This is a genomic window from Streptomyces sp. NPDC091649 (assembly GCF_044756785.1).
Lineage (GTDB): Bacteria > Actinomycetota > Actinomycetes > Streptomycetales > Streptomycetaceae > Streptomyces.
The window spans coordinates 243,213-268,470 of sequence record NZ_JBIVTR010000006.1; the positions used below are offsets into that span (position 1 = coordinate 243,213).

At 69.2% G+C, this 25,258-nt stretch carries 18 protein-coding genes and 1 tRNA gene; 7 read left to right on the forward strand and 12 right to left on the reverse strand.

Annotation, left to right across the window (positions count from 1 at the left end):
• The first annotated feature begins 132 nt into the window (after positions 1-132).
• Positions 133-2,748, forward strand: a complete 2,616-nt coding sequence (pepN, locus tag ACIQMU_RS14175) for an aminopeptidase N (RefSeq protein ID WP_402688926.1) — start codon at positions 133-135, stop codon at positions 2,746-2,748.
• A 76-nt stretch (positions 2,749-2,824) separates the two neighbouring features.
• On the opposite strand, the gene ACIQMU_RS14180 is transcribed toward pepN, so the two are convergent.
• Together ACIQMU_RS14180 and ACIQMU_RS14185 are read right to left on the reverse strand one after the other, a co-directional pair.
• Entirely contained in the window at positions 2,825-3,214 is a 390-nt protein-coding gene (locus ACIQMU_RS14180) for a metalloregulator ArsR/SmtB family transcription factor (protein WP_352241137.1), read from the reverse strand.
• A 144-nt stretch (positions 3,215-3,358) separates the two neighbouring features.
• Positions 3,359-3,799, reverse strand: coding sequence for an ATP-binding protein (locus ACIQMU_RS14185; protein WP_352241138.1), 441 nt, complete (start codon positions 3,797-3,799; stop codon positions 3,359-3,361).
• A gap of 354 nt (positions 3,800-4,153) precedes the next feature.
• Here ACIQMU_RS14185 and ACIQMU_RS14190 point away from each other — a divergent pair, with 354 nt between their 5' ends.
• Positions 4,154-5,590, forward strand: a complete 1,437-nt coding sequence (locus ACIQMU_RS14190) for a pyridoxal phosphate-dependent decarboxylase family protein (RefSeq protein ID WP_402688927.1) — start codon at positions 4,154-4,156, stop codon at positions 5,588-5,590.
• The gene (locus tag ACIQMU_RS14195) at positions 5,587-7,014 is read left to right on the forward strand and encodes a lysine N(6)-hydroxylase/L-ornithine N(5)-oxygenase family protein (protein WP_402688928.1); all 1,428 of its coding nucleotides are present in this window, start codon (positions 5,587-5,589) and stop codon (positions 7,012-7,014) included. Before ACIQMU_RS14190 ends, ACIQMU_RS14195 begins: the two co-directional genes overlap by 4 nt.
• A gap of 76 nt (positions 7,015-7,090) precedes the next feature.
• Here the strand turns inward: ACIQMU_RS14195 and ACIQMU_RS14200 are convergent, their stop codons facing one another.
• Positions 7,091-8,905, reverse strand: coding sequence for a bifunctional metallophosphatase/5'-nucleotidase (locus ACIQMU_RS14200; protein ID WP_402688929.1), 1,815 nt, complete (start codon positions 8,903-8,905; stop codon positions 7,091-7,093).
• A gap of 140 nt (positions 8,906-9,045) precedes the next feature.
• Here ACIQMU_RS14200 and ACIQMU_RS14205 point away from each other — a divergent pair, with 140 nt between their 5' ends.
• On the forward strand, positions 9,046-9,771 hold the full coding sequence (locus tag ACIQMU_RS14205; RefSeq protein WP_402688930.1) for an SIMPL domain-containing protein: 726 nt from the start codon (positions 9,046-9,048) through the stop codon (positions 9,769-9,771).
• Positions 9,772-9,891: 120 nt separating this feature from the next.
• On the forward strand, positions 9,892-11,331 hold the full coding sequence (gene pyk / locus ACIQMU_RS14210; RefSeq protein ID WP_402688931.1) for a pyruvate kinase: 1,440 nt from the start codon (positions 9,892-9,894) through the stop codon (positions 11,329-11,331).
• A 6-nt stretch (positions 11,332-11,337) separates the two neighbouring features.
• Here pyk and ACIQMU_RS14215 read toward each other — a convergent pair whose 3' ends face one another.
• Together ACIQMU_RS14215 and ACIQMU_RS14220 are read right to left on the reverse strand one after the other, a co-directional pair.
• Positions 11,338-12,117: a helix-turn-helix domain-containing protein gene (locus ACIQMU_RS14215; protein WP_352241144.1), complete on the reverse strand. Its 780-nt coding sequence runs from the start codon at positions 12,115-12,117 to the stop codon at positions 11,338-11,340.
• A gap of 110 nt (positions 12,118-12,227) precedes the next feature.
• Positions 12,228-12,300, reverse strand: a tRNA-Leu gene (locus ACIQMU_RS14220).
• Between the two features lie 99 nt (positions 12,301-12,399).
• On the opposite strand from ACIQMU_RS14220, the gene ACIQMU_RS14225 reads away from it, so the two are divergent.
• The gene (locus ACIQMU_RS14225) at positions 12,400-13,056 is read left to right on the forward strand and encodes an ANTAR domain-containing response regulator (RefSeq protein ID WP_003969810.1); all 657 of its coding nucleotides are present in this window, start codon (positions 12,400-12,402) and stop codon (positions 13,054-13,056) included.
• A gap of 83 nt (positions 13,057-13,139) precedes the next feature.
• Here the strand turns inward: ACIQMU_RS14225 and ACIQMU_RS14230 are convergent, their stop codons facing one another.
• From ACIQMU_RS14230 to ACIQMU_RS14260, 7 genes are all read right to left on the reverse strand, one after another.
• Positions 13,140-13,856 carry an ABC transporter ATP-binding protein gene (locus ACIQMU_RS14230; RefSeq protein WP_352241145.1) on the reverse strand — a complete coding sequence of 239 codons (717 nt, stop codon included), beginning with the start codon at positions 13,854-13,856 and terminating at the stop codon, positions 13,140-13,142.
• A complete protein-coding gene (locus tag ACIQMU_RS14235; protein WP_352241146.1) occupies positions 13,853-14,809 on the reverse strand; it encodes an ABC transporter ATP-binding protein in 957 nt (318 codons plus the stop codon). Before ACIQMU_RS14235 ends, ACIQMU_RS14230 begins: the two co-directional genes overlap by 4 nt.
• A gap of 4 nt (positions 14,810-14,813) precedes the next feature.
• On the reverse strand, positions 14,814-16,655 hold the full coding sequence (locus ACIQMU_RS14240) for a branched-chain amino acid ABC transporter permease (RefSeq protein WP_352241211.1): 1,842 nt from the start codon (positions 16,653-16,655) through the stop codon (positions 14,814-14,816).
• Positions 16,656-16,660: 5 nt separating this feature from the next.
• Positions 16,661-17,590: a branched-chain amino acid ABC transporter permease gene (locus tag ACIQMU_RS14245; protein ID WP_352241147.1), complete on the reverse strand. Its 930-nt coding sequence runs from the start codon at positions 17,588-17,590 to the stop codon at positions 16,661-16,663.
• A gap of 100 nt (positions 17,591-17,690) precedes the next feature.
• Positions 17,691-18,914: a branched-chain amino acid ABC transporter substrate-binding protein gene (locus ACIQMU_RS14250; protein ID WP_402688932.1), complete on the reverse strand. Its 1,224-nt coding sequence runs from the start codon at positions 18,912-18,914 to the stop codon at positions 17,691-17,693.
• A gap of 623 nt (positions 18,915-19,537) precedes the next feature.
• A complete protein-coding gene (locus tag ACIQMU_RS14255; protein ID WP_352241149.1) occupies positions 19,538-20,008 on the reverse strand; it encodes a hotdog fold thioesterase in 471 nt (156 codons plus the stop codon).
• A gap of 105 nt (positions 20,009-20,113) precedes the next feature.
• Positions 20,114-22,387 carry an FdhF/YdeP family oxidoreductase gene (locus ACIQMU_RS14260; RefSeq protein WP_402688933.1) on the reverse strand — a complete coding sequence of 758 codons (2,274 nt, stop codon included), beginning with the start codon at positions 22,385-22,387 and terminating at the stop codon, positions 20,114-20,116.
• Between the two features lie 131 nt (positions 22,388-22,518).
• Between ACIQMU_RS14260 and polA the strand changes: the two genes are divergently transcribed.
• Positions 22,519-25,230: a DNA polymerase I gene (polA, locus tag ACIQMU_RS14265; protein WP_402688934.1), complete on the forward strand. Its 2,712-nt coding sequence runs from the start codon at positions 22,519-22,521 to the stop codon at positions 25,228-25,230.
• Positions 25,231-25,258: the final 28 nt, after the last annotated feature.

The window sequence follows — 25,258 nt, forward strand, 5'->3', positions numbered from 1 at the left end:
CCCCTCGGGACCGCCGACGGCTCCCCCGACCGGGCCCGGCCGGCGTCCGGCGTCCGGCGGCCCCTCCAGAGGCCCGTCCGCCCAGGGAGAACCCCCCTGCGCCCGCCGTCCCCCGTACGGCAGCATGGGGCCATGTCCGTACTGACGCGCGACGAAGCGCAGACCCGAGCCCAGATCCTCGACGTGGAGCGGTACACGATCGCCCTCGACCTCACCACCGGCGAGGAGACCTTCGACTCCCGCACCGCCATCCGGTTCACCAACCGCGCGGCCGGGGACACCTTCGTCGAGGTCAGGCCCGCCACCCTGCGCTCGATCAGCCTCGACGGACGACCCCTGGACCCCGCCCTCCTCGACGGCAACCGCTACCCCCTCACCGGACTCGGCGAGGGCCCCCACGAACTGCACATCGACGCCGCGATGCACTACTCCCGCACCGGCGAGGGCATGCACCGCTTCACCGACCCCACCGACGGCGAGACCTACGTCTACACCCAGCTGTTCCTGGACGACGTCCAACGCGTCTTCGCCGCCTTCGACCAGCCCGACCTCAAGTCCGTCTTCGCCATCGACGTCACCGCTCCCGAAGGCTGGACCGTCCTCGGCAACGGCGTCGCCGAACACACCGGCCGGGGACGCTGGACCATCGCCCCCACGCCCCTCATCTCCACCTACCTCGTCGCGGTCGCCGCAGGCCCCTGGCACTCGGTCACCACCGAGCACGCCGGACTGCCCTTCGGCATCCACTGCCGCCGCTCCCTCGCGCCCTACCTCGACGCCGACGCCGACGAGATCCTCGACATCACCCGCGCCTGCTACGACCGCTACCACGAGAAGTTCGACGAGCCCTACCCGTTCGACTCCTACGACCAGGCGTTCGTCCCCGAGTTCAACGCCGGTGCCATGGAGAACCCCGGACTCGTCACCTTCCGCGACGAGTTCGTCTACCGCTCCGCCGTCACCGACACCGAGCGCCAGACCCGCGCCATGGTCATCGCCCACGAGATGGCCCACATGTGGTTCGGCGACCTCACCACCCTGACCTGGTGGGACGACATCTGGCTGAACGAGTCCTTCGCCGAGTACATGGGCTACCAGACCCTCACCGAAGCGACCCTTCCCCGAGCCCTCGGCTCCGTCTCCGCGGGGAAGGCCCCCTTCCCCGACACCTGGGTCGACTTCGGAGTCGCCCGCAAGGGGTGGGGGTACGACGCCGACCAGCGCCCCTCCACCCACCCCGTCGCCCCCGACCCCGACGCCGTCCCCGACACCGCCTCCGCCCTCCTCAACTTCGACGGCATCAGCTACGCCAAGGGCGCCTCCGCACTGCGCCAACTCGTCGCCTGGCTCGGCGAGAAGGACTTCCTGGCCGGCATCAACACCCACTTCGCCCGCCACAAGTTCGCCAACGCCACCCTCGCCGACTTCATCGACAACCTCGCCTCCGCGACCGACCGTGACGTCCACGCCTGGGCCGAGCAGTGGCTGCGCACCACCGGCATCGACACCCTCACCGCCGAGATCGAAACCCCCCGGCAGACCGAGCCCGCCGGGACGCCCGAACCCGCCCGGGGCGCCGGACCCGTCAGGAACGGCCAGTCCTGGGCCCTCGCCGTCACCCGCGACGGCTCCCGCCCCCACCGCATCACCGTCGGCGCCTACGACCACGCCCTCAACACCCAGGCCGGCCCCGGCCACCTCGCCCTGCGCGACCGCTTCGAGATCGACGTACCCGGCGACGGGACGCCCACGATCCGCCCCGGCCACCGGCCCGCCCTCGTCGTCCTCAACGACGGCGACCTCACCTACGCCAAGGTCCGCCTCGACGCCACCTCCTGGGACACCGTCCTCACCAGCCTCTCCGGCATCCCCGACGCACTCACCCGGGCCGTCGTCTGGAACACCGCGCGCGACATGGTCCGCGACGGCGACCTGAACCCCGCCACCTACCTCGCGACCGCCCGTACCCACCTCCCCCACGAGAGCGACCTCGCCCTCGTCCAGGGCGTCCTCACCTTCGCCGCCGGGCAGATCGCCGCTCGCTACGTCGCCCCCGAGGACCGCCCCGCCGCCCTCGCCACCCTCGCCGACCTCTGCCGCGACCTCATCCGCCGCACCGAGGACGGCTCCCACCCCGGCCTGCGCCTCACCGCCGTACGCCACTTCATCGACGCCGCCACCCAGCCCGACACCCTGCGCAGCTGGCTCGACGAAGGCACCGTCCACGGCGGCCCCGAACTCGACCCCGAGCTGCGCTGGCGCATCCTCACCCGGCTCGCCGTCCTCGGCGCCACCGACGAGACCGCCATCGCCGGCGCGCTCGAAGCCGACCCCAGCGCCACCGGCCGCGAAGGCGCCGCCCGCTGCCGCGCCGCCCTGCCCACCCCCGAGGCCAAGGCCGCCGCCTGGGACGCCCTCTTCACCGACGACACCCTGTCCAACTACCTCTTCACCGCCACCGCCCAGGGCTTCTGGCAGCCCGGCCAGGAAGAACTCCTCGCCCCGTACGTGCCCCGCTTCTACCCGGAAGCCACCGCACTCGCCGCCCGCCGCGGCCCCGCCATCGCCGAGGCCGCCGGACGCCACGCCTTCCCCGCCTACGCCATCGACCCCGAGAGCCTCACCACCGGCACCCGCGCCCTGGAGGACCCCGACCTCGTCCCCGCCCTCCGCCGCAAGCTCGTCGACCAGCTCGACGACCTCCGCCGCGCCCTCGCCGTACGGACGGCCGCCGCCACGGCCGGCTGATCCCGCACGGCCGCGGGGCGGACACCAGGCCCCCGCCCCGCGGCCGAGGAGGAACGCGGCCCGCGACCGAGAAGGATCAGCCGCCGACGAGGCCGTCGTCCCCGTCCGGAGCACCCTCCGCACCGCCGTCGGCGGAGCCGCCCGCCGCCCGCAGATCGGCGAGCAGCTCCGCCTGGCCCGCCAGCACCCCGGTCAGGATCGTCCGCGCCACCCGCAGCAGCTCCGCCACGCCCGGATCGGCCAGCGTGTAGCGGACGGCCGAACCCTCCCGCCGGGCCGTCACCAGACCGGCGCGGCGCAGCACGGCCAGCTGTTGCGAGAGATGGGCGGCCTCGACCCCCACCTCGTTCAGCATCTCCGAGACCGCGTGCTCGCGTTCACTGAGCAGTTCCAGCACCCTGATCCGGACCGGGTGCCCCAGCGTCTTGAAGAACTCCGCCTTCAACCGGTACAGCGGCGTACTCACCTGCGGGGCCCCGTTCCGTACGGCGGGAACCCGCCGCACCACAGTCGACCTGAACTCTTCTCCATGAGGCCATCCTCGCGCCTTCGCACCCCGGAGATGAACCGGGGCGGACGGCAACCGCCCCCCAAACACCCGGCCCACCGCTCAGCGGCCGCCGAGCCGCATCGGAAGGGTGATCCAGACGCTCTTGCCGCCCTCGTCGACGTCGCCCCGCACCACCGCGCTGCCTCCCAGACCGTGAGTCAGCTCCATCACGGTGGCCAGGCCCCGCCCGGGAGCCGTCCCGGCGGACGCGAACAGAGCCGGCCGGTACGGGTGACGGTCGTGCACACCGAACGCGAACGTGCCCGGCCCGCCCGCGAACACCACCGTCACGTTCGGCGAGAGCACCGCCGCATGACGCACACTGTTGGCCACCAGCTCGCTGAGGATCAGCAACGCCGCGTCCCGGCCCGTCTCCCGCGCCCCCGCCCCCCACTCCGCCAGCACCTGCTCGGCGGTCTCCCGGGCCACGCGCACCGCCGAACCCACCGCGGGCAGCGTCAGCGCATGCCGGTACGGCAACGTGTCGGGCGGCGTGATCATCGGACAGGCTCCCCGGCCGGGAAAACCACCGCCACGGGCCGGAGAGCCAGGCGGGGGCCGCGCGCACAGCGACGGAACGGCCCGTACAGCATGTAGTGAATTGCCGAAAACTGCAATTCACTCAGTGCGTAAAGAAACAGAAGCCGGCCCCCGCCACACACCCGACCCACCCCCACAGGCGTGCACACCAGTACGACCCCCGCACACCTCTAAGAACCCACCGCCCCCCAAACCCGGCCACACCGACCGCCAGTACCCCTTTCGAGCCCGAATCGTTGGGCCCTTCGGCCGCGCCACCCCAAACCCGGGACCAGCCGGCACACCCACCCCGCACACCCGAAGGACCCCCCACCCATGCCCACCCCACCCCTCGCCGGAGGCACCGCAGGCCCCGCAGCACTGCGCCCCCTCATCGACACCGTCCTCACCGCACTCCACAACGGCGCCACCCTCCGCGACGGCCCCCTCCCCACCGGCGGACCCGCCACCGTCACCTCCCGCACCCGCACCGCCACCCACCCCCTCATCCCCGACCACGGCACCGGCCCCCACCACGCCCTCCGCAACCTCGTCACCACCCTCGCCGCCGGCGCCGCCGACCCCGCCCACCCCCACTGCGCCGCCCACCTCCACACCCCACCCCTCGCCCTCGCAGCCGCCGCCGACCTCGCCGCCAGCGCCCTCAACCCCTCCATGGACTCCTGGGACCAGGCCCCGGCCGCCTCCACCCTCGAAGCCGACCTCACCCACGCACTCGCCACCGAGATCTACCCGAACACCCCCTCACCCGACGCCGTCATCACCACCGGCGGCACCGAAGCCAACCAACTCGCCCTCCTCCTCGCCCGCGAACGCCACGGCCCCGTACAGACCATCTGCGGAGCCAACGCCCACCACAGCATCGCCCGCGCCGCCTGGCTCCTCGGCCTCCCCGAACCCGTCGTCGTACCCGCCCCCACCGGCACCCTCGACCCCGCCGCCCTCGACCAAGCCCTCACCGAACTCCACCGACCCCTCCTCGTCGTCGCCACCGCCGGAACCACCGACACCGGCGACATCGACCCCCTCGACACCATCGCCGACCTCTGCACCACCCACGGCGCCGAACTCCACATCGACGCCGCCTACGGCGGACCCCTCCTCTTCAGCCCCACCCACCGCACCCTCCTCCACGGCCTCCACCGCGCCCACAGCGTCACCCTCGACCTGCACAAACTCGGCTGGCAACCCGCCTCCGCCGGCCTCCTCGCCGTACCTGAACGCCACCACCTCACCCCCCTCCACCACCACGCCCCCTACCTCAACGCCGACGACGACACCGAAGCCGGCCTCCCCGACCTCCTCGGCCGCTCCCTGCGCACCACCCGCCGCCCCGACGCCCTCAAGATCGCCGTCACCCTCCAGGCCCTCGGCCGCACCGGACTCGCCGACCTCCTCGACCGCACCCTCGCCACCGCCCACCACCTCGCCGACCTCATCACCAAGACCCCCACCCTCGACCTCTACGACCGCCCCACCATCAGCACCGTCCTCTTCCGCCCCACCGCAACCGACGACCACACCGTCGCCACCGTCCGCCGCACCCTCCTCCAACGCGGCCATGCCGTCCTCGGCCGCGCCCACGCCGAAGGCCGACTCTGGCTCAAGGCAACCCTCCTCAACCCCCACACCACCCCCGAGGACCTCCAAGCACTCCTGGACCTCGTCACCGGCACCACCGCCGACCTCCTCACCCACCCACCCACCACCCCCTCGACCACCCACCCCACGGAAGGCGCCACCCCGCGATGACCGACCGGCCCGCCCCCGCCCCCGACCAGCCACACGACCTCGTCGGCATCGGCATCGGACCCTTCAACCTCTCCCTCGCCGCACTCGCCCACAGCATCCCCGCCACCCCCCACGACCCCCGCCCCCTCGCCGCGACCTTCTACGAACAACGCCCCGCCTTCCACTGGCACCCCGGCCTCCTCCTCGACGGCGCCAGCCTCCAAGTCCCCTTCCTCGCCGACCTCGTCACCCTCGCCGACCCCACCAGCCCCTGGAGCTTCCTCAACTACCTCCGCACCCGCGACCGCCTCTTCCCCTTCTACTTCGCCGAGCGCTTCCACATCCAACGAGCCGAATACGACGCCTACTGCCGCTGGGTCAGCGAGCAACTCCCCGGCCTCCACTTCGGCCACCAGGTCGACGCCGTCCGCTGGAACACCGACCGCGCCCTCTTCGAAGTCGACTTCACCCAACTCGACCACGACGGCGAAGCCGAAGCCCTCGGCCGCACCTACACCCGCCACATCGCCCTCGGCATCGGCACCGAACCCTTCGTCCCCGAACCCCTCAAACCCCTCGCCGAAGCCGAAGCCGTCCCCGTACTCCACTCCGCCGACTACCTCCGCCACCGCGAACGGCTCCTCGCCGCCGAACACATCACCGTCATCGGATCCGGCCAGTCCGGAGCCGAGATCTTCCTCGACCTCCTGCGCGCCCGCCCCGAAGGCGCCGAAAAGATCCACTGGCTCGCCCGCACCCAGGCATTCGCCCCCATGGAGTACTCCAAACTCGGCCTCGAACACTTCACCCCCGACTACAGCCGCTACTTCCACGCCCTCCCCGAAACCGCCCGCGACGAACTCGTCCCCCGCCAATGGCAACTCCACAAAGGCATCGACGCCGACACCATCGCCGCCATCCACGACGAGCTCTACCGCCGCACCCTCCACGGCGGCTGGCCCGACGCCACCCTCACCCCCGGCGTCCACGTCCGCACCGCAGGACGCGTCGCCAACACCCGCGTCGAACTCCACCTCGAACACACCCAGCAAGGCACCCGCACCCGCCTCACCACCGACGCCGTCATCCTCGCCACCGGCTACCGCGAACGCCCCCTCGACGCCGTCCTCGGCGGCCTCGGCCCCTACCTCAGCCGCGACGCCTCCCACCGCCCCCGCATCGACGACCAGTACCGCCTCGTCCTCGACCGCGCCGTCACCGGACACGTCTACGTGCAGAACGCCGAACGCCACACCCACGGAGTCGGCGCCCCCGACCTCGGACTCGCCGCCTGGCGCAGCGCCACCATCCTCAACAACCTCACCGGCGCCACCCCCTACCCCCTCCCCGAACGCACCGCCTTCACCACCTTCGGCCTCGCCCCCCAACCCCCCACGATCCCCGCCCAGACCCCCGCCCTCATCCCCCTGAGCCAAACCTGCTGAGCCCCCGCACAACGAACGGCCCGGGCCCCCCACCGAAGGAGACCCGGGCCGAACGACCAGCACACCGCACACAGCGCTACGGGAAAACCGGCACCCCATCACGCGTCAACCGCCACCCCGCCGAAGCGAACTCCGCCGGATCCACCGACCCCTTCACCCGCACCCACCCGATGATCGTGTTCCGGATCTCGTCCGAATCCGCCCACACCTGCCGCGCACCCGGCACATGCGGAAAGTTCCCCCCACCGCTCGCCCGGTAGTTGTTCACCGCGAACACGAACCGCGCCGCCGGACCGATCGCCCTCCCCCCGAAGGACAACCCGACGATCCGCGAACCCACCGGCCGCGCGATGTCGATGTCGTAACTCACCCCCGACACCGCGTCATAGTTGTAATCCGGAATCCCGTCCGCATTCGTCAACTTCGCCGTGTCCACCGGACCACCCGCAGGCGTCCGCACGAAATACCGCGCCGAATACTCCAGATACTCCTTCAACTGCGCACCCGTGAGCAGCCGCGCCTCCAGCGTGTTCTCGAACGGATACAACCCCGCCGCATCCTTGATCGTCACCTCACCGGCCGGAATCCCCGCCGTGCGCGAGAAACACGACGCCTGCGACAACACCGGCAACCCCGCGTACTCCCCACCCGCCAGGGCCGCCTTCACCGTCTCCGCCTGCACCTGGTTGATCAGATCGATGATCGGCTCGTCCTTCCACGGCGCCGCCGCCGTCGACATCGCCACCACCGACGTACCGATCACCTGATTGACGTACTCCACCACCTTGCGGTGCTCCGACCGCAACAACGACGTCACCTTCCGGTCCTCCGCCACGGTGTTGGAGTTCAACACCCGAGAACCGGCCCTCTCCACCGTCCAGCGACCCTTCTCCCACACCAGATCAAAATCGAACAGCGTCAGCCGCTGCCCCCACTTCGCCGGCTCCGAGAGCACGACCCGCTTCCCCGTCTCCTCGTTCGTCACGAAACGCTCGGCGATCTCCACATGCGCGTGCCCCACCAGAATCGCGTCGATCCCCGGCACCCGCTCCGCCACCAGCGCCGCCGCGTTCTCCACATACGGCAACTGATCCCCCCACGACGACGTCCCCGACGAACCCGAATGCGCCGACACCAGCACCACGTCCGCACCCATCGACCGCAGCTTCGGCACCCACTTCGCCGCCTGCTCCTCCAGACCCGGGAACACCATCCTCCCGCCCACATGCGCCTTGTCCCAGATCGCGACACCAGGATTCGTCAACCCCAGCACCGCCACCCGCACATCACGCCCGTACGGCGTGCGCATCCGCTTGATGACATACGGGGCGAACGCCGGCCGCAACGTCTTCGCATCCAGCGCATTCGCCCCGAGCAACGGAAAGTCGCACTGCTCCTCGAATTTCCGCAGCACCGGAATGCCGTAATTGAACTCGTGATTCCCGAGCGCAGCCGCGTCGTAACCGATCGCGTTCATCGCCCGCGCCATCGGATGCACCGGACCACGACGGGCCGTGATCGGATCGACCTTCGCGTAGTAGTACGACAACTGTGTGCCCTGGATCGTGTCACCCGCGTCGATCAGCAGCGTGTTCCGGCGGCCCTTCTCCCGGCGCACCCGGTCCACCAACGTCGAGATCTTCGCCAGACCGACGTCATTGTGCGCGGAGTCGTCGTACTCCCTGTCCGTGAAGTAGTCCCAGTTGAAGACGTTCCCGTGCAGATCGGTCGTCCCCATCACCGTGAACGAGTACCGCTTCGCCGGACGCCCGTGACCGTGCCCCTTCGCCACCGCGGCACCGGCCGAACCCACCACCGCACCGCCCGCCATCGCCACACCCGCACCGGCAGCGGCCGAACCACCCAGAAACGTCCTACGGTCCAACGGCATCTCTTCACTCCTCGTTCAGTAGGGCAACGCGCGTAGATTCTGGCCCGGCCCCCACCCCCCACAACACCCCCCACAGGTTTCGATCCGATGACCGCACGACACACACCACGAGCCGCCACCCCCCGTGCCACAGTGAACACATGACCGAAACCCCCACACCCGCCCCCGCGAACCACCACCCCTACGGCACCCCCACCACCCCCCACCTCACTGTCCGAGGCGAAGCCCACCTCGAAGCCGACCCTGAAATCGCCCACATCACCATCACCCTCACCGCCCGCGGCACCGACCGACGCACCACCCTCGACGGCCTCACCCACCGCAACACCACCACCCTCGACCTCATCAAGACCTACGGCGACGCCATCGAAAAACTGGAAACCGGCACCCTCGCCATCCGACCCGAACTCACCCGCCACGGCCGCGCCGAACGCATCCGCGCCTACCACGCCAGCATCCAACTCACCGCAACCCTCAACGACTTCACCGCACTCGGCGAACTCGTCGCCCGCCTCGCCGACCACGACCTCACCCGCATCGACGGCCCCTGGTGGGCACTACGCCCCACCTCCCCCCACCACGCCGCCGCCCGCCGCGGAGCCGTCCAAGCAGCACTCCAACGCGCCCGCGAATACGCCGAAGCCCTCAACACCCGCCTCGACGCCCTCCTCGAACTCAGCGACACCGGCACCCACATGGGCCCCCGCAGCGCCCGCGCCGCCTTCTCCACCCACGCCGTGCCCTTCGCCGCCGCCGGCACGGAAGCCGCCCCCGACGCCGCACCCGTCGACCTCGAACCCGTACGCCAGACCGTCGACGCCCAGGTCGAAGCCTCCTTCACACTCGTCCCGCCCGACCTCGGATAAACGCTCATCAGAGCGACCCGCCGCACAATTCAACACTTGTCAATAACCCTTCACCCAAAGGTTGTTGAGGTGTCACGCAGAGCCAAATACCTACCCGTAGGTAAGGATTAGTCTCGAACCATGCGCCGAGCAAAAATCGTTTGTACCCTGGGACCCGCAACCGACACATACGACCAGATCAAAGCCCTCATCGAAGCCGGAATGGACATCGCCCGCTTCAACCTCAGCCACGGCACCTACGCCGAACACGAACAGCGCTACCACCACATCCGCAAGGCATCCGAAGCAACCGGCCGCAACGTCGGCATCCTCGCCGACCTTCAAGGCCCGAAGATCCGCCTCGGACGCTTCCGCGAAGGCCCCGTACTCCTTGAACGCGGCGACACCTTCACCATCACCGTCGAACCCCTCGAAGGCCAAGGCACCGGCGACATCTGCGGCACCACCTACGACGGCCTCGCCGCCGACGTCACCCCCGGCGAACGCATCCTCGTCGACGACGGCCGCGTCACCCTCGAAGTCACCGCCGTCGACGGCCCCCGCGTCCACACCACCGTCATCGAAGGCGGCATGGTCTCCGACAACAAAGGACTCAACCTCCCCGGCGTCGCCGTCTCCGTCCCCGCCCTCTCCGAAAAGGACATCGACGACCTCCGCTGGGCCCTGCGCACCGGCGCCGACATCATCGCCCTGTCCTTCGTCCGCACCGGACGCGACATCGACGACGTCCACCGCATCATGGACGAGGAGAACCGCCGCCTCCCCGTCATCGCCAAGGTCGAAAAACCCCAGGCCGTCGACAACATCGACGACATCGTCGCCGCCTTCGACGGCATCATGGTCGCCCGCGGCGACCTCGGCGTCGAAATGCCCCTCGAACAAGTCCCCATCGTCCAGAAGCGCGCCATCAAACTCGCCCGCCGCAACGCCAAACCGGTCATCGTCGCCACCCAGATGCTCGACTCGATGATCGACAACTCCCGCCCCACCCGCGCCGAAGCCTCCGACGTCGCCAACGCCATCATCGACGGCACCGACGCCGTCATGCTCTCCGGCGAGACCAGCGTCGGCAAATACCCCGTCGAGACCGTGCGCACCATGTCCCGCATCGTCGAGGCCGCCGAGGAAGACCTCCTCGCCAAGGGCCTCCCGCCCCTCACCGAGCGCAACAAGCCCCGCACCCAGGGCGGCGCCGTCGCAAGGGCCGCCGCCGAGATGGGCGACTTCCTCGGCGCGAAGTTCCTCGTCGCCTTCACCCAGACCGGCGACACGGTCAAGCGCCTCTCCCGCTACCGCTCGCCCATCCCGCTCCTCGCCTTCACCCCCGACGAAGCCACCCGCGCCCAGCTCAACCTCACCTGGGGCGTCGAGACCTTCCTCGGCCCGCACGTCGACTCCACCGACGCGATGGTCGCCCAGGTCGACGAGGAGCTGCTGCGCATCGGCCGGTGCGAGAAGGGCGACATCGTGGTCATCACCGCCGGCTCCCCGCCCGGCGTCGCGGGCTCCACGAACCTGGTCCGCGTCCACCACATCGGCGAGGACGACAGCCCGAAGTAGGGCGGCTCAGTATTTCGGCCCGACGTGCGCATCCATGAGGGCGACGGATGCCCGTCGGGCTACGGAGATGTTGTAGGGCTTGCCCACGCGGGTGCAGTGGGTCCATACGATGCCGAGCGCGTCGAGGGTTTCGGTGTAAAGACGGCGGATGTCGTCGGAGGCATTGGTGAAGAAGTACCGCGGGTACTCGTAGCGCTTTTGTTCGCCCTTGACGAGTCGGGTCGTCCAGTTCATGTTCCGACATCCGTCGGAGTGGATGAGGCCCCGGATGAAGTGCCGGGGGTGGGCGCCGACGATCTCCTGTTGCCACGCGTGGAGAACGATCGGCCGCTCGTGCTTCTTCCCCGGCCCGTGCTGCGGAAAGGCGCAGGTCCAGTGTGTGCTGTACGACTTCACTTCGACGCAGTTGTTTCGCTGCCGCCGACCGGTGCGCGGCATGGGCATGACCGCGCCCATGGCCGATTCCACCTCGTCGATCACGCCCGGCCAGACGGCGTCGCAGAAGATCGACAGATGATGTTGCTTGGGCTTCGACGTGATGTGGCCGTCGCCCAGGTACAGCCCCAGTAAGTAGGCGTAGGCGGCGCGATCAACCTGTCGGCCTGTGCATACGGGGCAGTCGGTGGGCCGTTCGTACTGTACTCCGCGTCGCTTGCGGTCCTCATGCAGCCACCAGCCGACGGTTCCGCGCGGCACGTTGAGATGTTCTGCCACTGCTCGATTGGTGGTTCCGCTCCGCAACAGCGCGAGCGCTTCGTCACGTATCGAGGGGTTGTGCTGCTCCATGCAGCGTAGTTTCCGCGACTCTCGAAGAAGTGCGCCCGGATCGAAGGTGCGTTCACCGGCAAGGGTGAAGATCGTCGAATTGTCACTCGGCCTTGGAAACCAAGGAGAAGTGCCCCGAGTCGGATTCGAACCGACGCTGTATGGGTTTTGAATCCATCGCCTCTGCCGCTGGGCTACCGGGGCCCCTTCGAAACGAAGGATACCGAGGACCCTCCGTGCCTCAAACATACCGTAACTAGGTAGGCTCTTGGGAGCTGCACCCCTGTCCTAACAAGGAGCCCCGTGACCACCCCCGAGTCGCCCCAGCCCGTAGACGCCGTCGACGACGACAAGTCGCACGTCCCGCCGCTGACGACCCGCGTCGTCATCGCCGAGGACGAGGCCCTCATCCGCCTCGACCTCAAGGAGATGCTGGAGGAGGAGGGCTACTCCGTCGTCGGCGAGGCGGGCGACGGGCAACAGGCCGTCGAGCTGGCCCGGGAGCACAAGCCGGACCTGGTGATCCTGGATGTGAAGATGCCGGTTCTCGACGGCATCTCCGCCGCCGAGAAGATCGCCGAGGAGTCCATCGCCCCGGTTCTGATGCTCACCGCGTTCTCGCAGCGCGACCTCGTTGAGCGGGCCCGGGACGCCGGGGCGATGGCGTATCTGGTGAAGCCGTTCAGCAAGAGCGACGTGGTGCCGGCCATCGAGATGGCCGTCTCCCGGTTCGCGGAGCTGAAGGCGCTGGAGAGCGAGATCGCGGACCTCTCGCAGCGGCTGGAGACCCGGAAGCTGGTGGACCGGGCCAAGAGCATCCTCCAGACGGATTACGGGCTCTCCGAGCCGGCCGCGTTCCGGTGGATCCAGAAGACGTCGATGGACCGCCGGATGTCGATGCAGCAGCTGGCGGAGGCGCTGATCGAGGACGCCGAGGAGAAGAAGAAGTCGGCCGAGTAGTCGCGTACGCGCCACGGCGTACGCGAGAGGCCCGCACCCCGGAAGTCGTCCGGGGTGCGGGCCTCTCGCGTACGGCGGGAGCGTCAGTCCTCGCCGAGGTATGCCTTGCGGACCGACTCGTCGTGGAGCAGGTCCGAGCCCGCGCCGGAGAGGACGATCTTGCCGACCTCCATGACGTGGCCCTGGTCCGCGAGGGAGAGGGCGGCCTGGGCGTTCTGCTCGACGAGCAGGATCGTGGTGCCCGCCGCCTTGAGCTCGACGATGGTCTCCATGATCTTCTGCATCATGATCGGGGAGAGTCCCATCGAGGGCTCGTCGAGCATGAGCAGTTTGGGCTGGGACATCAGGGCGCGTCCCATGGCGAGCATCTGCTGTTCGCCGCCCGAGAGGGTGCCCGCGGCCTGTTTCCGGCGTTCCCCGAGGATGGGGAAGAGGTCGTAGGCGCGCTGGACGTCCTTCTCGATGCCTGCTTTGTCGGTGCGGAGGTAGGCGCCGAGGAGGAGGTTCTCGGTGATCGTCAGCCGGGGGAAGATGTGGCGTCCCTCGGGGGAGTGGGCGATGCCCAGGGCGACGATCTTGTGGGCGGGGATGTTGGCCAGGGGTTTGCCCTCGAAGAGGATGCGGCCGGCGAGCGGCTTGAGCAGTCCGGAGAGGGTGCGCAGGGTGGTGGTCTTGCCCGCGCCGTTGGTGCCGATGAGGGTGACGACCTGGCCGGCGTCGACGCTGAAGGAGATTCCCTTGACGGCTTCGATCTTGCCGTAGGCGACCCGGAGGTCTTCGACCTCTAGCAGTGCGGTCATCGGGTGCCCTCCTCGTCGGTGCCGGTGGTGTCGGGCGTGGTGTTCTCGGCCGTGCCGGTGGTCGTGCCGGTGGTGGCTGGTGTCCCGGTGGTGGCTGTCTCGGTGGGTGCGGCGGCTTCCGCTTCGGCTGCTGCGACCTCGGCGGCTTCTTCGGCGCCGGGGGCGCCTTCGAAGGGGGTGCCGAGGTAGGCGGCGACGACGCGTTCGTCGGCCTGTACGTCGCTGGGGGTGCCTTCGACGAGTTTCTCGCCCTGGACGAGGCAGGCGACGCGGTCGCAGAGGTTGAAGATGAACCGCATGTCGTGCTCGATGACGAGGACGGCGATGCCTTGGTCCCGGATGGCGAAGATGAGTTCTTCGGTGACGCGGGTTTCCTGGGGGTTCATGCCGGCGGTGGGCTCGTCGAGGAGGAGGAGTCCGGGGTCGCTGGCCAGGGCGCGGGCGATTTCGAGCTTGCGCTGGTCGCCGTAGGGGAGGTTGCGGGCGAGGTGGTCGGCCTTGTTCTGGAGGCCGATGAACTCCAGGAGTTCCATGGCGCGTTCGCGGCTGGCGTCTTCTGCCTTGTGGTAGCCGGGGAGGCGCAGGAGGGCTGACCAGAGGCCCTCCTTGGTCCGGGTGTGGCGTCCGACGAGGACGTTTTCCAGGACGGTCATGTTGGCGAAGAGGCGGATGTTCTGGAAGGTGCGGGCGATGCCGGCCTTGGTGACGAGGTGGGGTTTGGGCGGCAGGACGGTGCCTTGGTAGCTGACCTTGCCTTCGGTGGGGATGTAGAGGCCGGTGAGGCAGTTGAAGAAGGTGGTCTTGCCGGCGCCGTTGGGGCCGATGAGGCCGACGATCTCGCCGCTGTTGACGGTGAGGTCGACGCTTTTGACGGCGGTGAGTCCGCCGAAGCGCATGGTGACGCCGCTGGCTTCGAGGACGGTGGTGGCCGGGGTGGTGGTTTCGGTGGTCATGTGTTCACGCCCCCGCCTTCGTGGTGCCGGCGGCCTGGTCGGTGAGTGGGGTGTCCGGTGGGGTGTCGAGTTGGCCGGTCTCGTGGAATTCGAGCTGCTTCCTGCGGTCGGCGACGAGCCCTTCGGGGCGGAAGCGCATCAGGAGGATGAGTGCGATGCCGAAGAGGAAGAGCTGGTAGTCCTGCATGAACTGCAGTTTGGCCGGGATGAGGTAGAGCAGTGCGGCGCCGACGAGGGGTCCGCTGAGGGTTCCCATGCCGCCGAGGATGACGGCGGCGAGGAGGAAGGCGGAGTTGGGGGGTACGGAGCCGGCGAACTGGTACTGCTCGGGCGTCACGGTGTAGGAGACGTGGGCCTGGACGGTGCCGGCGAGTCCGGCGAGGGTTGCGCCGAGGGCGAAGGCGAGCAGTTTGAGCCGGAAGGCGTTGATGCCCATGGCGGTGGCTGCGGTTTCGTCTTCGCGGATGGCGACCCAGGCGCGGCCGATGCGGGATTCTCCGGAGCGTCGGAAGACGAGGACGACGGCGGCGGTGAAGACGAGCATGAGGAGGTAGTAGTTGGCCGACCTGCCGAGGGTGAATCCGGCGATGTCGTGGCTGACGCCGAAGTCGTAGCCGAGGATGTTGAGGTCGGGGATGCTGGGGATGCCCTGGGAGCCGTTGGTGAGGTCGGGTCCGCTGACGCCGTTGAGGGCGTTGACGGTGAGCCGGAAGATTTCTCCGAATCCGAGGGTGACGATGGCGAGGTAGTCGCCGCGCAGTCGCAGGGTGGGGGCGCCGATGACGACGCCGAAGACGAGTGATGCGGCGGCGCCGGTGAGGACGGCGGCCCAGAAGGGGAATTGGACGCCGACGGGGGAGAGGGGGGAGCCGGAGACCAGGGCGGCGGCGTAGGCGCCGACGCCGAGGAAGGCGACGTAGCCGAGGTCGAGGAGTCCGGCGAGGCCGACGACGACGTTGAGGCCGAGTGCGACGGTCGCGAAGATGAGGATGTTCGCGCCGATGAGTGCGTATTGCTCGTTCTGCTGGGTGAAGGGGAAGCAGAACGCTGCGATGAGTGCGGCGGTGAGGGTGACGTTGCGGTGCTTCGTGGTGAGCCGGGTGATGCGGGAGATGAGTCCGGCTCGGGTGAGGGCGGTGAAGCCGAACGCGACGCTGATGATGTAGCCGATGAAGAGTTGGGCGTATTCGGTGTCGATGCCGTACGTGAAGACGTGGAGGGCGATGCCGAAGGCTCCGGCGATGATGAGGATTTCGGCCCAGTTGGGGAGTTCTTTGGGGCGTCGGATCTCGCGTGGGCTGGAGCCGAGGCGGATGTAGCGCCAGAGGGGGTAGGTGAGGAGCCCGGTGACGATGGTGAGGCCGATGAAGGTGGGCCAGCTGAACGCGGGCAGTGATTCTTTGGTGTGGCGGTCGAGCGGCAGGCCGAGGGAGGCGAGCAGGGTGAGGAGGGAGGCCGCCATGGCGACGAAGCCGCCGGGTTCGAGGTTGGCCAGTCCGCCGAGTTCGACGGCGATGGCGCTGGTGGTGAACCAGGTGGTGGTGAATGCGCCGAGGGCGGCGAGGAAGGTGGCGTTGTCGGTCTGGGCGGGGTTGAGCCAGCCGAGTCCGCGGATGCCGTAGCCGGCGGTGGCGAGGAGCAGTGTGAGTGCTGCGCCGATGAGGGTGAGGACCTGGAGGCCGCCGGGGTATCCGTAGACGGTGAGGTCGCCGGGGAAGGCGTCGGTGTAGGTCCAGGCGAGGAAGGTGGAGGCGAGGGTGAGGGCCGCGCCGGTGGTGGTGGCCGCGCGGGCGGCTGCGGGGGGGATGGGGATGACGGGGGTGGTTTCGGTGGTGTTGATCGTCATGTTCATCACGCCCGATCCGCGACGCGTTCGCCGAGCAGGCCCTGGGGGCGTACGAGGAGGACGATGATGAGGAGGGCGAAGGCCCATACGTCCTTCCAGGCGCCGCCGCCGAAGAGTTCCATGCCGGGGACTTCGCTCATGTAGCCGGTGGCGAGTGCTTCGGCGACGCCGAGGACGATGCCGCCGAGCATGGCGCCGTAGATGTTGCCGATGCCGCCGAGGACGGCTGCGGTGAATGCTTTGAGGCCCATGATGAAGCCCATGCGGAAGCCGATCTGGCCGTTTTTGAGCCCGTAGGCGACGGCGGCGACGGCGGCGAACGCGGCGCCGATGGCGAAGGCCATGACGATGATGCGGTCGGTGTTGATGCCCATGAGCTTGGCGGTGTCGGGGTCCTGGGAGGTGGCCTGCATGCCGCGGCCGGCTCGGGTCTTGGAGACGAAGAAGCCGAGGGCGAGCATGCACAGGGGCGCGGAGATGAGGACGAAGATGTCGCCGCGCTGGATGGTGGCGCCGAGGATGTCGAAGGATTCGCCTTCGAACTGGGGGAAGGAGCGGTCCTTGGTGGCGTCGGGGTACCACATCCATACCGCTTGCTGGAGGGCGAGGGAGAGCCCGATGGCGGTGATGAGTGGTGCCAGGCGTGGGCCGCCGCGCAGGGGTCGGTAGGCGAAGCGTTCGGCGGCCATGCTGATGGCGACGGCGGAGATGACGCCGCCGACGATCATGAGGGGTATCGCGGCTATGAGGGAGAATCCGGACGGAAGCCAGATGTAGACCGTGAGGGCTCCGAAGCCCCCGATCATGAAGATCTCGCCGTGCGCGAAGTTGATGAGCTGGATGATTCCGTAGACCATCGTGTAGCCGATCGCGATGAGACCGTACATCGCGCCGAGGATGAGTCCGTTGGCCAGCTGTTGCGGCAGTTCGTTCACCGCAGGGCCTCCGTGGAGTGGTTCGGATATGGCACCGCGCGGGAGGGCTCGTAGCGCTCCCGCGCGGTCTGGTTGTTTGGTGTGGTGGGTCCGGTGGGTGTTACTTGACCGTGCCGCTGGTCTTGGAGACCCACTTGCCGCCGGTGACCTGGTAGGCGGTCATCAGGGTGTTGGTGGTGTCGCCGAATTCGTCGAAGGAGACGGGGCCGGTGACGCCGTCGAACTCGACCTTGTCCATGGCGGCGAGGACCTTGGGGCGGGCTTCGGAGGGGATCTTGCCGTCGTTCTCGGCGGCGACGATCTTCACGGCCTCGATGATGGACCAGGTGGCGTCGTAGGTGCCGCCGCCGTATGCCTCGTAGGCGTCCTTGTAGCCGGCGGTCTTGTAGTCCGCGATGAACTTCTTGGCGGATTCGAGTTCTTCGACGGGCTTGCCGACGGAGGTGGCGATGTCGCCTTCGGCCTTTTTGTTGAGCTTGATGAAGTCGGCGCTGTACATGCCGTCGCCGCCCATGAAGGGGATCTTGATGTTGTCCTTGATCTGCTGGCTCAGGGGGGCGCCGGCGGGGTATTCGCCGCCGTAGTAGACGGCCTTGGCGCCGGAGGACTTGACCTTGGTGGCGACGGAGTTGAAGTCGCGGTCTTCGGGGTTCACGTGGTCGGTGCCGACGATCTTGCCGCCGAGTTCGGTGAACTTCGCCTTGAAGGAGGCGGCGAGTCCGGCGCCGTAGGGCTTCTGGTCGTCGATGAGGTAGACGTCCTTGATCTTCGCGGTTTCGAAGAGGTATGTGGCCGCGAAGGCGCCCTGGATCTGGTCTGTGGTGGAGGTGCGGAAGTAGGAGGCGTAGGGGCGCTTCTTGTCGCCGGCCTTCCAGTTGTTGCCCTGGGTCAGTTCGGTGCCGGTGTTGGCGGGGGAGACCTGGGTCAGTTTGGCGTCGTTGAGGGGCTTCTGCATCGACTGGGCGACGCCGGAGTTCAGCGGGCCGACGACGCCGAGGACCTCTTTGGTGTCGATGAGCTTGACGGCGTTCTGCTGGCCGACGGAGGGCTGGGCCTGGTCGTCGAGGGCCTGGAGCTTGAAGGTGACGCCGGGGACGGTTTTTTCCTTGTTGGCTGTGTCGACGGCGAGTTCGGCGGAGTTCTTGATGCCGAGGCCGAGGGCGGACAGGTCGCCGGTGAGGGGGGCGTCGAGGCCGATGACGACCGTCTGGTTGCCGCCGCCGTCGCTGCTGCTCTTGCTGTCGTCGCGCGAACCGCAGGCGGTGAGGGTGAGTGCTCCGGTGGTGAGCACTGCGGTGAGTATGAGCGAGGAACGGTGTCGCACGAAAGGTCCTTTCCCTGGCGCGGCCTCCTCTGCTGAGGTGCCGTGTCGATCGCCGGGCCGTACTGGGTTGGTACAGGGCCGTGCAGCAGACGCGCCCGGCGGCGCGGTGACTGGCGGTGACTCTAAGCGCAGCTGGGGGCCACCGGGACTGGTCGGCGGTGGATGTGACTCTCTTGTTATGCCCTTGAGCAAGGCTTGAGGTTCCTGTGAGGACATGTGGGGGTTTCGCCTGGACTGCGAAAGGACCGCATGGTGAGAACGCGCAGCTCTGCTAAGGGGCTTGGGGTGATCTTGGTGCTGACGCGGGGGTGGGGGCGCGGTGGGCGCGGTGGGTGCGGCGCGGTGTTCCGGGGTGTTGTGGGCCGGGGTGCGCGGCTGGTTTCCGCAGAGCCTGAATGTTACGCAGCGTGACATCGGTGGTCGGGTCCGCGGGGCGGTCGGGGTTGATGTGGCTGCTGAGTGCCTCATGGAACGCGGGGTGGCGTCAAGGGTGTTGACCGAGTGTGGTGGTCAACGTCCGTTGTCCGGTGGGGGTATGGCGCTGCCCGGCCGGTTCGCGGGGGGTGCGATTCCGGCCGGGCAGGTGGGGTCGGCGTGTTGCGGGGGGCGGAGTTGGCGGGGTGTCAGTTGGCTTCGGGGCGGGGGGCGTCGCGGAGCAGGCAGGTGAGTCGTGCGGTGCAGACGCGCTTGTCGTGTTCGTCGGTGATGACGATGTCGTAGGTGGCGGTGGAGCGGCCTTGGTGTACGGGGGTGGCGACGCCGGTGACGAGGCCGTTGCGGACGCCTCGGTGGTGGGTGCAGTTGAGGTCGACGCCGACCGCGAGCTTGGAGGCTCCGCCGTGGAGCATGGAGCCGATGGAGCCGAGGGTTTCGGCGAGGACGGCGGAGGCGCCTCCGTGCAGGAGGCCGTAGGGCTGGGTGTTTCCCTCGACGGGCATGGTGCCGACGACGCGGTCGGCGGAGGCTTCGAGGATGGTCACGCCCATGCGTTCGCCGAGGTGGCCGGCGGAGAAGAGGGCGGGCAGGTCGACGCCGAGTGCGGCGTATTCGTCGATGACTTCCTGGGGGAAGTGGGGGGTGGTGTGCTCGCCCATGTGGTCCGGCTCCGATCGTCTGTGCTGGGTCCTTGCTGTCTGCACCGTTCTTATCAGACGGGTGAGCGGACGCTTAGGGGGTTGTGGGGGCTGGGCCGGGTGGTGTCAGCGGGTGTTCTGGAAGCGGATGACGACCGACTTGCTGGCGGGGGTGTTGCTGGTGTCCGCGGTGGAGTCCAGGGGGACCAGGACGTTGGTCTCCGGGTAGTAGGCGGCGGCGCAGCCCCGGGCGGTGGGGTAGTGGACGACGCGGAAGCCGTCCGCGCGGCGTTCGACTCCGTCCTTCCACTCGCTGACGAGGTCGGTGTACGCGCCGTCGGCGAGGCCGAGGGCTGCGGCGTCCTCGGGGTTGACCATGACGATGCGGCGGCCGCCCTTGATGCCCCGGTAGCGGTCGTCGAGGCCGTAGACGGTGGTGTTGTACTGGTCGTGGGAGCGCAGTGTCTGCAACAGGAGCCTGCCGTCGGGGAGTTCGGGGTACTCCACGGGGGCGGCGGTGAAGTTGGCGCGGCCGGTGGCGGTGGGGAAGCGGCGTTGGTCGCGGGGGGCGTGGGGGAGCGTGAAGCCGCCGGGGCGGGCGGCGCGGGTGTTGAAGTCCTCGAAGCCGGGGACGACGCGGGAGATGCGGTCGCGGATCGTGGCGTAGTCGCGCTCGAAGGCTTCCCAGTCGGTACGGGAGCCGGTGCCGAGGACGGCGCGGGCGAGGCGGGCGACGATGGCGGGTTCGGAGAGCAGGTGGGGGCTCGCGGGGGTGAGGTTGCCGCGTGAGGCGTGGACCATGCCCATGGAGTCCTCGACGGTGACGAACTGCTTGCCGCCGGCCTGGACGTCCTTGTCGGTGCGGCCGAGCGTGGGCAGGATCAGGGCGCGGGTCCCGGTGACGGCGTGGGAGCGGTTGAGCTTGGTCGAGACGTGGACGGTGAGGCGGGCGCGGCGCATCGCGGCCTCGGTGACGGCGGTGTCGGGGGTGGCGGCGACGAAGTTGCCGCCCATGGCGAAGAAGACCTTGGCCTCGCCGTCGCGCAGGGCCTGGATGGAGCGCACGACGTCGTATCCGTGGCGGCGGGGCGAGGTGATGCCGAATTCCTTGTCGAGGGCGTCGAGGAAGGCGGGTGCGGGGCGTTCGAAGATGCCCATGGTGCGGTCGCCCTGGACGTTGGAGTGGCCGCGGACCGGGCAGACTCCGGCGCCGGGGCGGCCGATGTTGCCGCGCAGGAGGAGGAAGTTGACGACTTCGCGGATGGTGGGCACGGAGTGCTTGTGCTGGGTGAGGCCCATCGCCCAGCAGACGATGGTGCGCTTCGACGCGAGGACGAGGGCGAGGGCCTGCTTGATCTCGGTGCGGGTGAGACCGGTCGCGGTGAGGGTCTCGTCCCAGTCGGCTGCTTCGGCGGCCCTGGCGAATTCTTCGAAGCCGTGGGTGTGCTCGGTGACGAACGCGGTGTCGACGGCGTCCTCGGTGGCGAGGATCAGTTTGTTGAGGAGGCGGAAGAGGGCCTGGTCGCCGCCGATGCGGATCTGCAGGAAGAGGTCGTTGAGCGGGGTGCCCTTGATCATGCCGTGCGGGGTCTGGGGGTTCTTGAACCGTTCCATGCCGGCCTCGGGCAGCGGGTTCACCGAGATGATCTTCGCGCCGGAGTTCTTGGCCTTCTCCAGGGCGGACAGCATCCGGGGGTGGTTCGTGCCGGGGTTCTGCCCGGCGACGATGATCAGGTCGGCCTGGTGGAGGTCCTCCAGGGAGACGCTGCCCTTGCCGACGCCGATGGTCTCGGTGAGTGCCGAGCCGGACGACTCGTGGCACATGTTGGAGCAGTCGGGCAGGTTGTTGGTGCCGAACTCGCGGGCGAAGAGCTGGAGCAGGAACGCGGCCTCGTTGCTGGTGCGGCCGGAGGTGTAGAAGAGGGCCTCGTCGGGGGAGCCGAGGGCGGTCAGTTCTTCGGCGATGATCGCGAACGCCCGCTCCCAGGTCACCGCCTCGTACCGGTCGGCGCCTTCGGGGAGGTAGACGGGGTGGGTGATCCTGCCCTGCTGGCCCAGCCAGTAGCCACTGCGTTCGGCGAGGTCGGGCAGCGGGTGGGCGGCGAAGAAGGCGGGGGTGACGCGGCGCAGGGTCGCCTCCTCGGCGACGGCCTTGGCGCCGTTCTCGCAGAACTCGGCGGTGTGCCGCTTGTCGTCCTCGGGCCACGCGCAGCCGGGGCAGTCGAAGCCGTCCTTCTGGTTGACCTTGAGGAGGGTCTGCGCGGTGCGGCGCACCCCCATCTGCTGCTGGGCGATGCGCAGGGAGTGGGCGACGGCGGGCAGGCCCGCGGCGGCGTGCGGGGCCGCTTCGACCTGCGGGGCGTCCTGGACCGGGTCACCGGTCGGCGGCTTGGTGGCCATGATGCTGCTCCCCTTCGAGCGCTTCTTCCACGTCCGTACGTCCTCCGTACGTCCCTCACGTCGATCCTGTCACGGCCTCCTGGACGTCGTGCCGGTCCGGATTGTCAGTGGGCCGTGGCAGGATCGGGGGCGTGGCTGAGACGGCATCGAAGAAGACGGCAGACAACCGACCGCGCCTGCTCCTCATGGACGGGCACTCCCTGGCGTACCGGGCGTTCTTCGCCCTGCCCGCGGAGAATTTCACGACGGCGGTGGGGCAGCCGACGAATGCCGTGTACGGCTTCATGTCGATGCTGGCGAACACCCTGCGTGATGAGGCGCCCACGCACTTCGCGGTGGCGTTCGACGTGTCCCGCAAGACCTGGCGGGCGCAGGAGTTCCCGGAGTACAAGGCGAACCGCTCCAAGACCCCCGACGAGTTCAAGGGGCAGGTCGAGCTGATCGGGGAGCTGCTGGACGCGATGCGCGCGGACCGCTTCGCGGTGGACGGGTTCGAGGCGGACGACGTCATCGCGACGCTGGCGACCCAGGCCGAGGCGGCCGGGTTCGAGGTGCTGATCGTCACCGGCGACCGGGACTCCTTCCAGCTGATCACGGAGAACGTGACCGTGCTGTACCCCACCAAGGGGGTCTCCGAGCTGACCCGGTTCACCCCGGAGAAGGTCGTCGAGAAGTACGGGCTCACCCCGCGGCAGTATCCGGACTTCGCCGCCCTGCGCGGTGACCCGTCGGACAACCTCCCGGGTATCCCCGGGGTGGGGGAGAAGACGGCCGCGAAGTGGATCAACCAGTTCGGTTCGTTCGCCGATCTGGTCGAGCGGGCCGACGAGGTCAAGGGCAAGGCCGGGCAGAATTTCCGCGACCACCTGGACGCGGTGAAGATGAACCGGGTGCTGACCGAGATGGTCCGGGACGTGGAGCTGCCGAAGACCCCGGCCGAGCTGGAGCGCGCCCCGTACGACCGCACGGCGGTCACCGGTGTCCTGGACATACTGGAGATCCGCAACCCGAGCCTGCGTGAGCGCCTCCTCGCCGTCGACCCGGGCGCGGCGGAGGCCGAGCCGCCCGCGCCCGCCGCCGGGATCGAGCTGGACGGGGTCGTGCTCGGCTCCGGCGAGGTCGCCCCGTGGCTGGAGGCGCACGGTGCGCGGCCGCTCGGCGTGATGACGGTGGACACCTGGTCTCTGGGCGCCGGCGCGGTCACCGAGGTCGCGCTCGCCGCGGCCGACGGGGCCGCCGCCTGGCTGGACCCGGCCCAGCTGGAGGAGGCCGACGAGCGGGCGTTCGCCGCCTGGGTGTCGGATCCTGAGCGGCCGAAGGTCCTGCACAACGCCAAGAACGTGATGCGGGTGTTCCCCGAGCACGGCTGGCGGCTCGAAGGCGTCACGATGGACACGGCGCTCGCCGCGTATCTGGTGAAGCCGGGCCGCCGCTCCTTCGCCCTGGACGCGCTCGCCGTGGAGTATCTGGGCCGTGAGCTGGCGCCGGCCGCCGCCTCGGACGGGCAGCTTGCTTTCGGCGCGGACGACCGGGCCGAGGCGGACGCCCTGATGGCGCAGGCCCGCGCCGTGCTCGACCTGGGCGACGCGTTCACCACCCGCCTGAAGGAGGTGGGCGCGGCGGAGCTGCTGCACGACATGGAGCTGCCGACCTCGATCCTGCTGGCCCGGCTGGAGCGGCACGGAATCGCCGCGGACCGGGCCCATCTGGAGGGCATGGAGCAGCAGTTCGCCGGGACCGTGCAGCAGGCGGTGAAGGAGGCGCACGCGGCGGTGGGCCGGGAGTTCAACCTCGGGTCGCCGAAGCAGCTCCAGGAGATCCTCTTCGGGGAGCTGGGCCTGCCGAAGACGAAGAAGACCAAGACGGGATACACGACGGACGCGGACGCGCTGGCCTGGCTGGCCGCGCAGACCGAACACGAGCTGCCGGTCCTGATGCTGCGCCACCGTGAGCAGGCCAAGCTGCGGGTCACCGTCGAGGGCCTGGTCAAGACGATCGCGGCCGACGGCCGGATCCACACCACGTTCAACCAGACGGTGGCGGCGACCGGCCGGCTCTCCTCCACCGACCCCAACCTGCAGAACATCCCCGTCCGCACGGACGAGGGGCGGGCGATCCGCCGGGGCTTCGTCGTCGGCGAGGGCTTCGAGACGCTGATGACGGCGGACTACAGCCAGATCGAGCTGCGGGTGATGGCGCACCTCTCCGAGGACGCCGGGCTCATCGAGGCGTTCACCTCCGGCGAGGACCTGCACACCACGGTCGCCTCGCAGGTCTTCGGCGTCGGGAAGGACGCGGTCGACGCGGAGATGCGCCGCAAGATCAAGGCCATGTCCTACGGCCTGGCCTACGGGCTGTCCGCGTTCGGCCTCTCCCAGCAGCTGAACATCGACCCCGCCGAGGCCCGGGTGCTGATGGACACCTACTTCGAGCGGTTCGGCGGGGTGCGGGACTATCTCCACCGGGTCGTCGAGGAGGCCAGGGCCACCGGGTACACCGAGACGATCCTGGGCCGTCGCCGCTATCTCCCCGACCTGAACAGCGACAACCGCCAGCGCCGCGAGGCCGCCGAGCGGATGGCGCTCAACGCACCGATCCAGGGCACGGCGGCGGACATCGTGAAGGTGGCGATGCTGCGGGTGGACAAGGCGCTCACCGAGGCGGAGCTGACCTCGCGGATGCTGCTCCAGGTCCACGACGAAATCGTCCTGGAGATCGCGAAGGGCGAGGGGAAGCGGGTGGAGGAGATCCTGCGGCACGAGATGGCCCACGCGGTCGAACTGCGCGCCCCGCTCGACGTCTCGGTCGGCGTCGGCAAGGACTGGGAGTCGGCCGCCCACTGAGCCGCGGCGAAGCCCGGCGCAGGGGGCC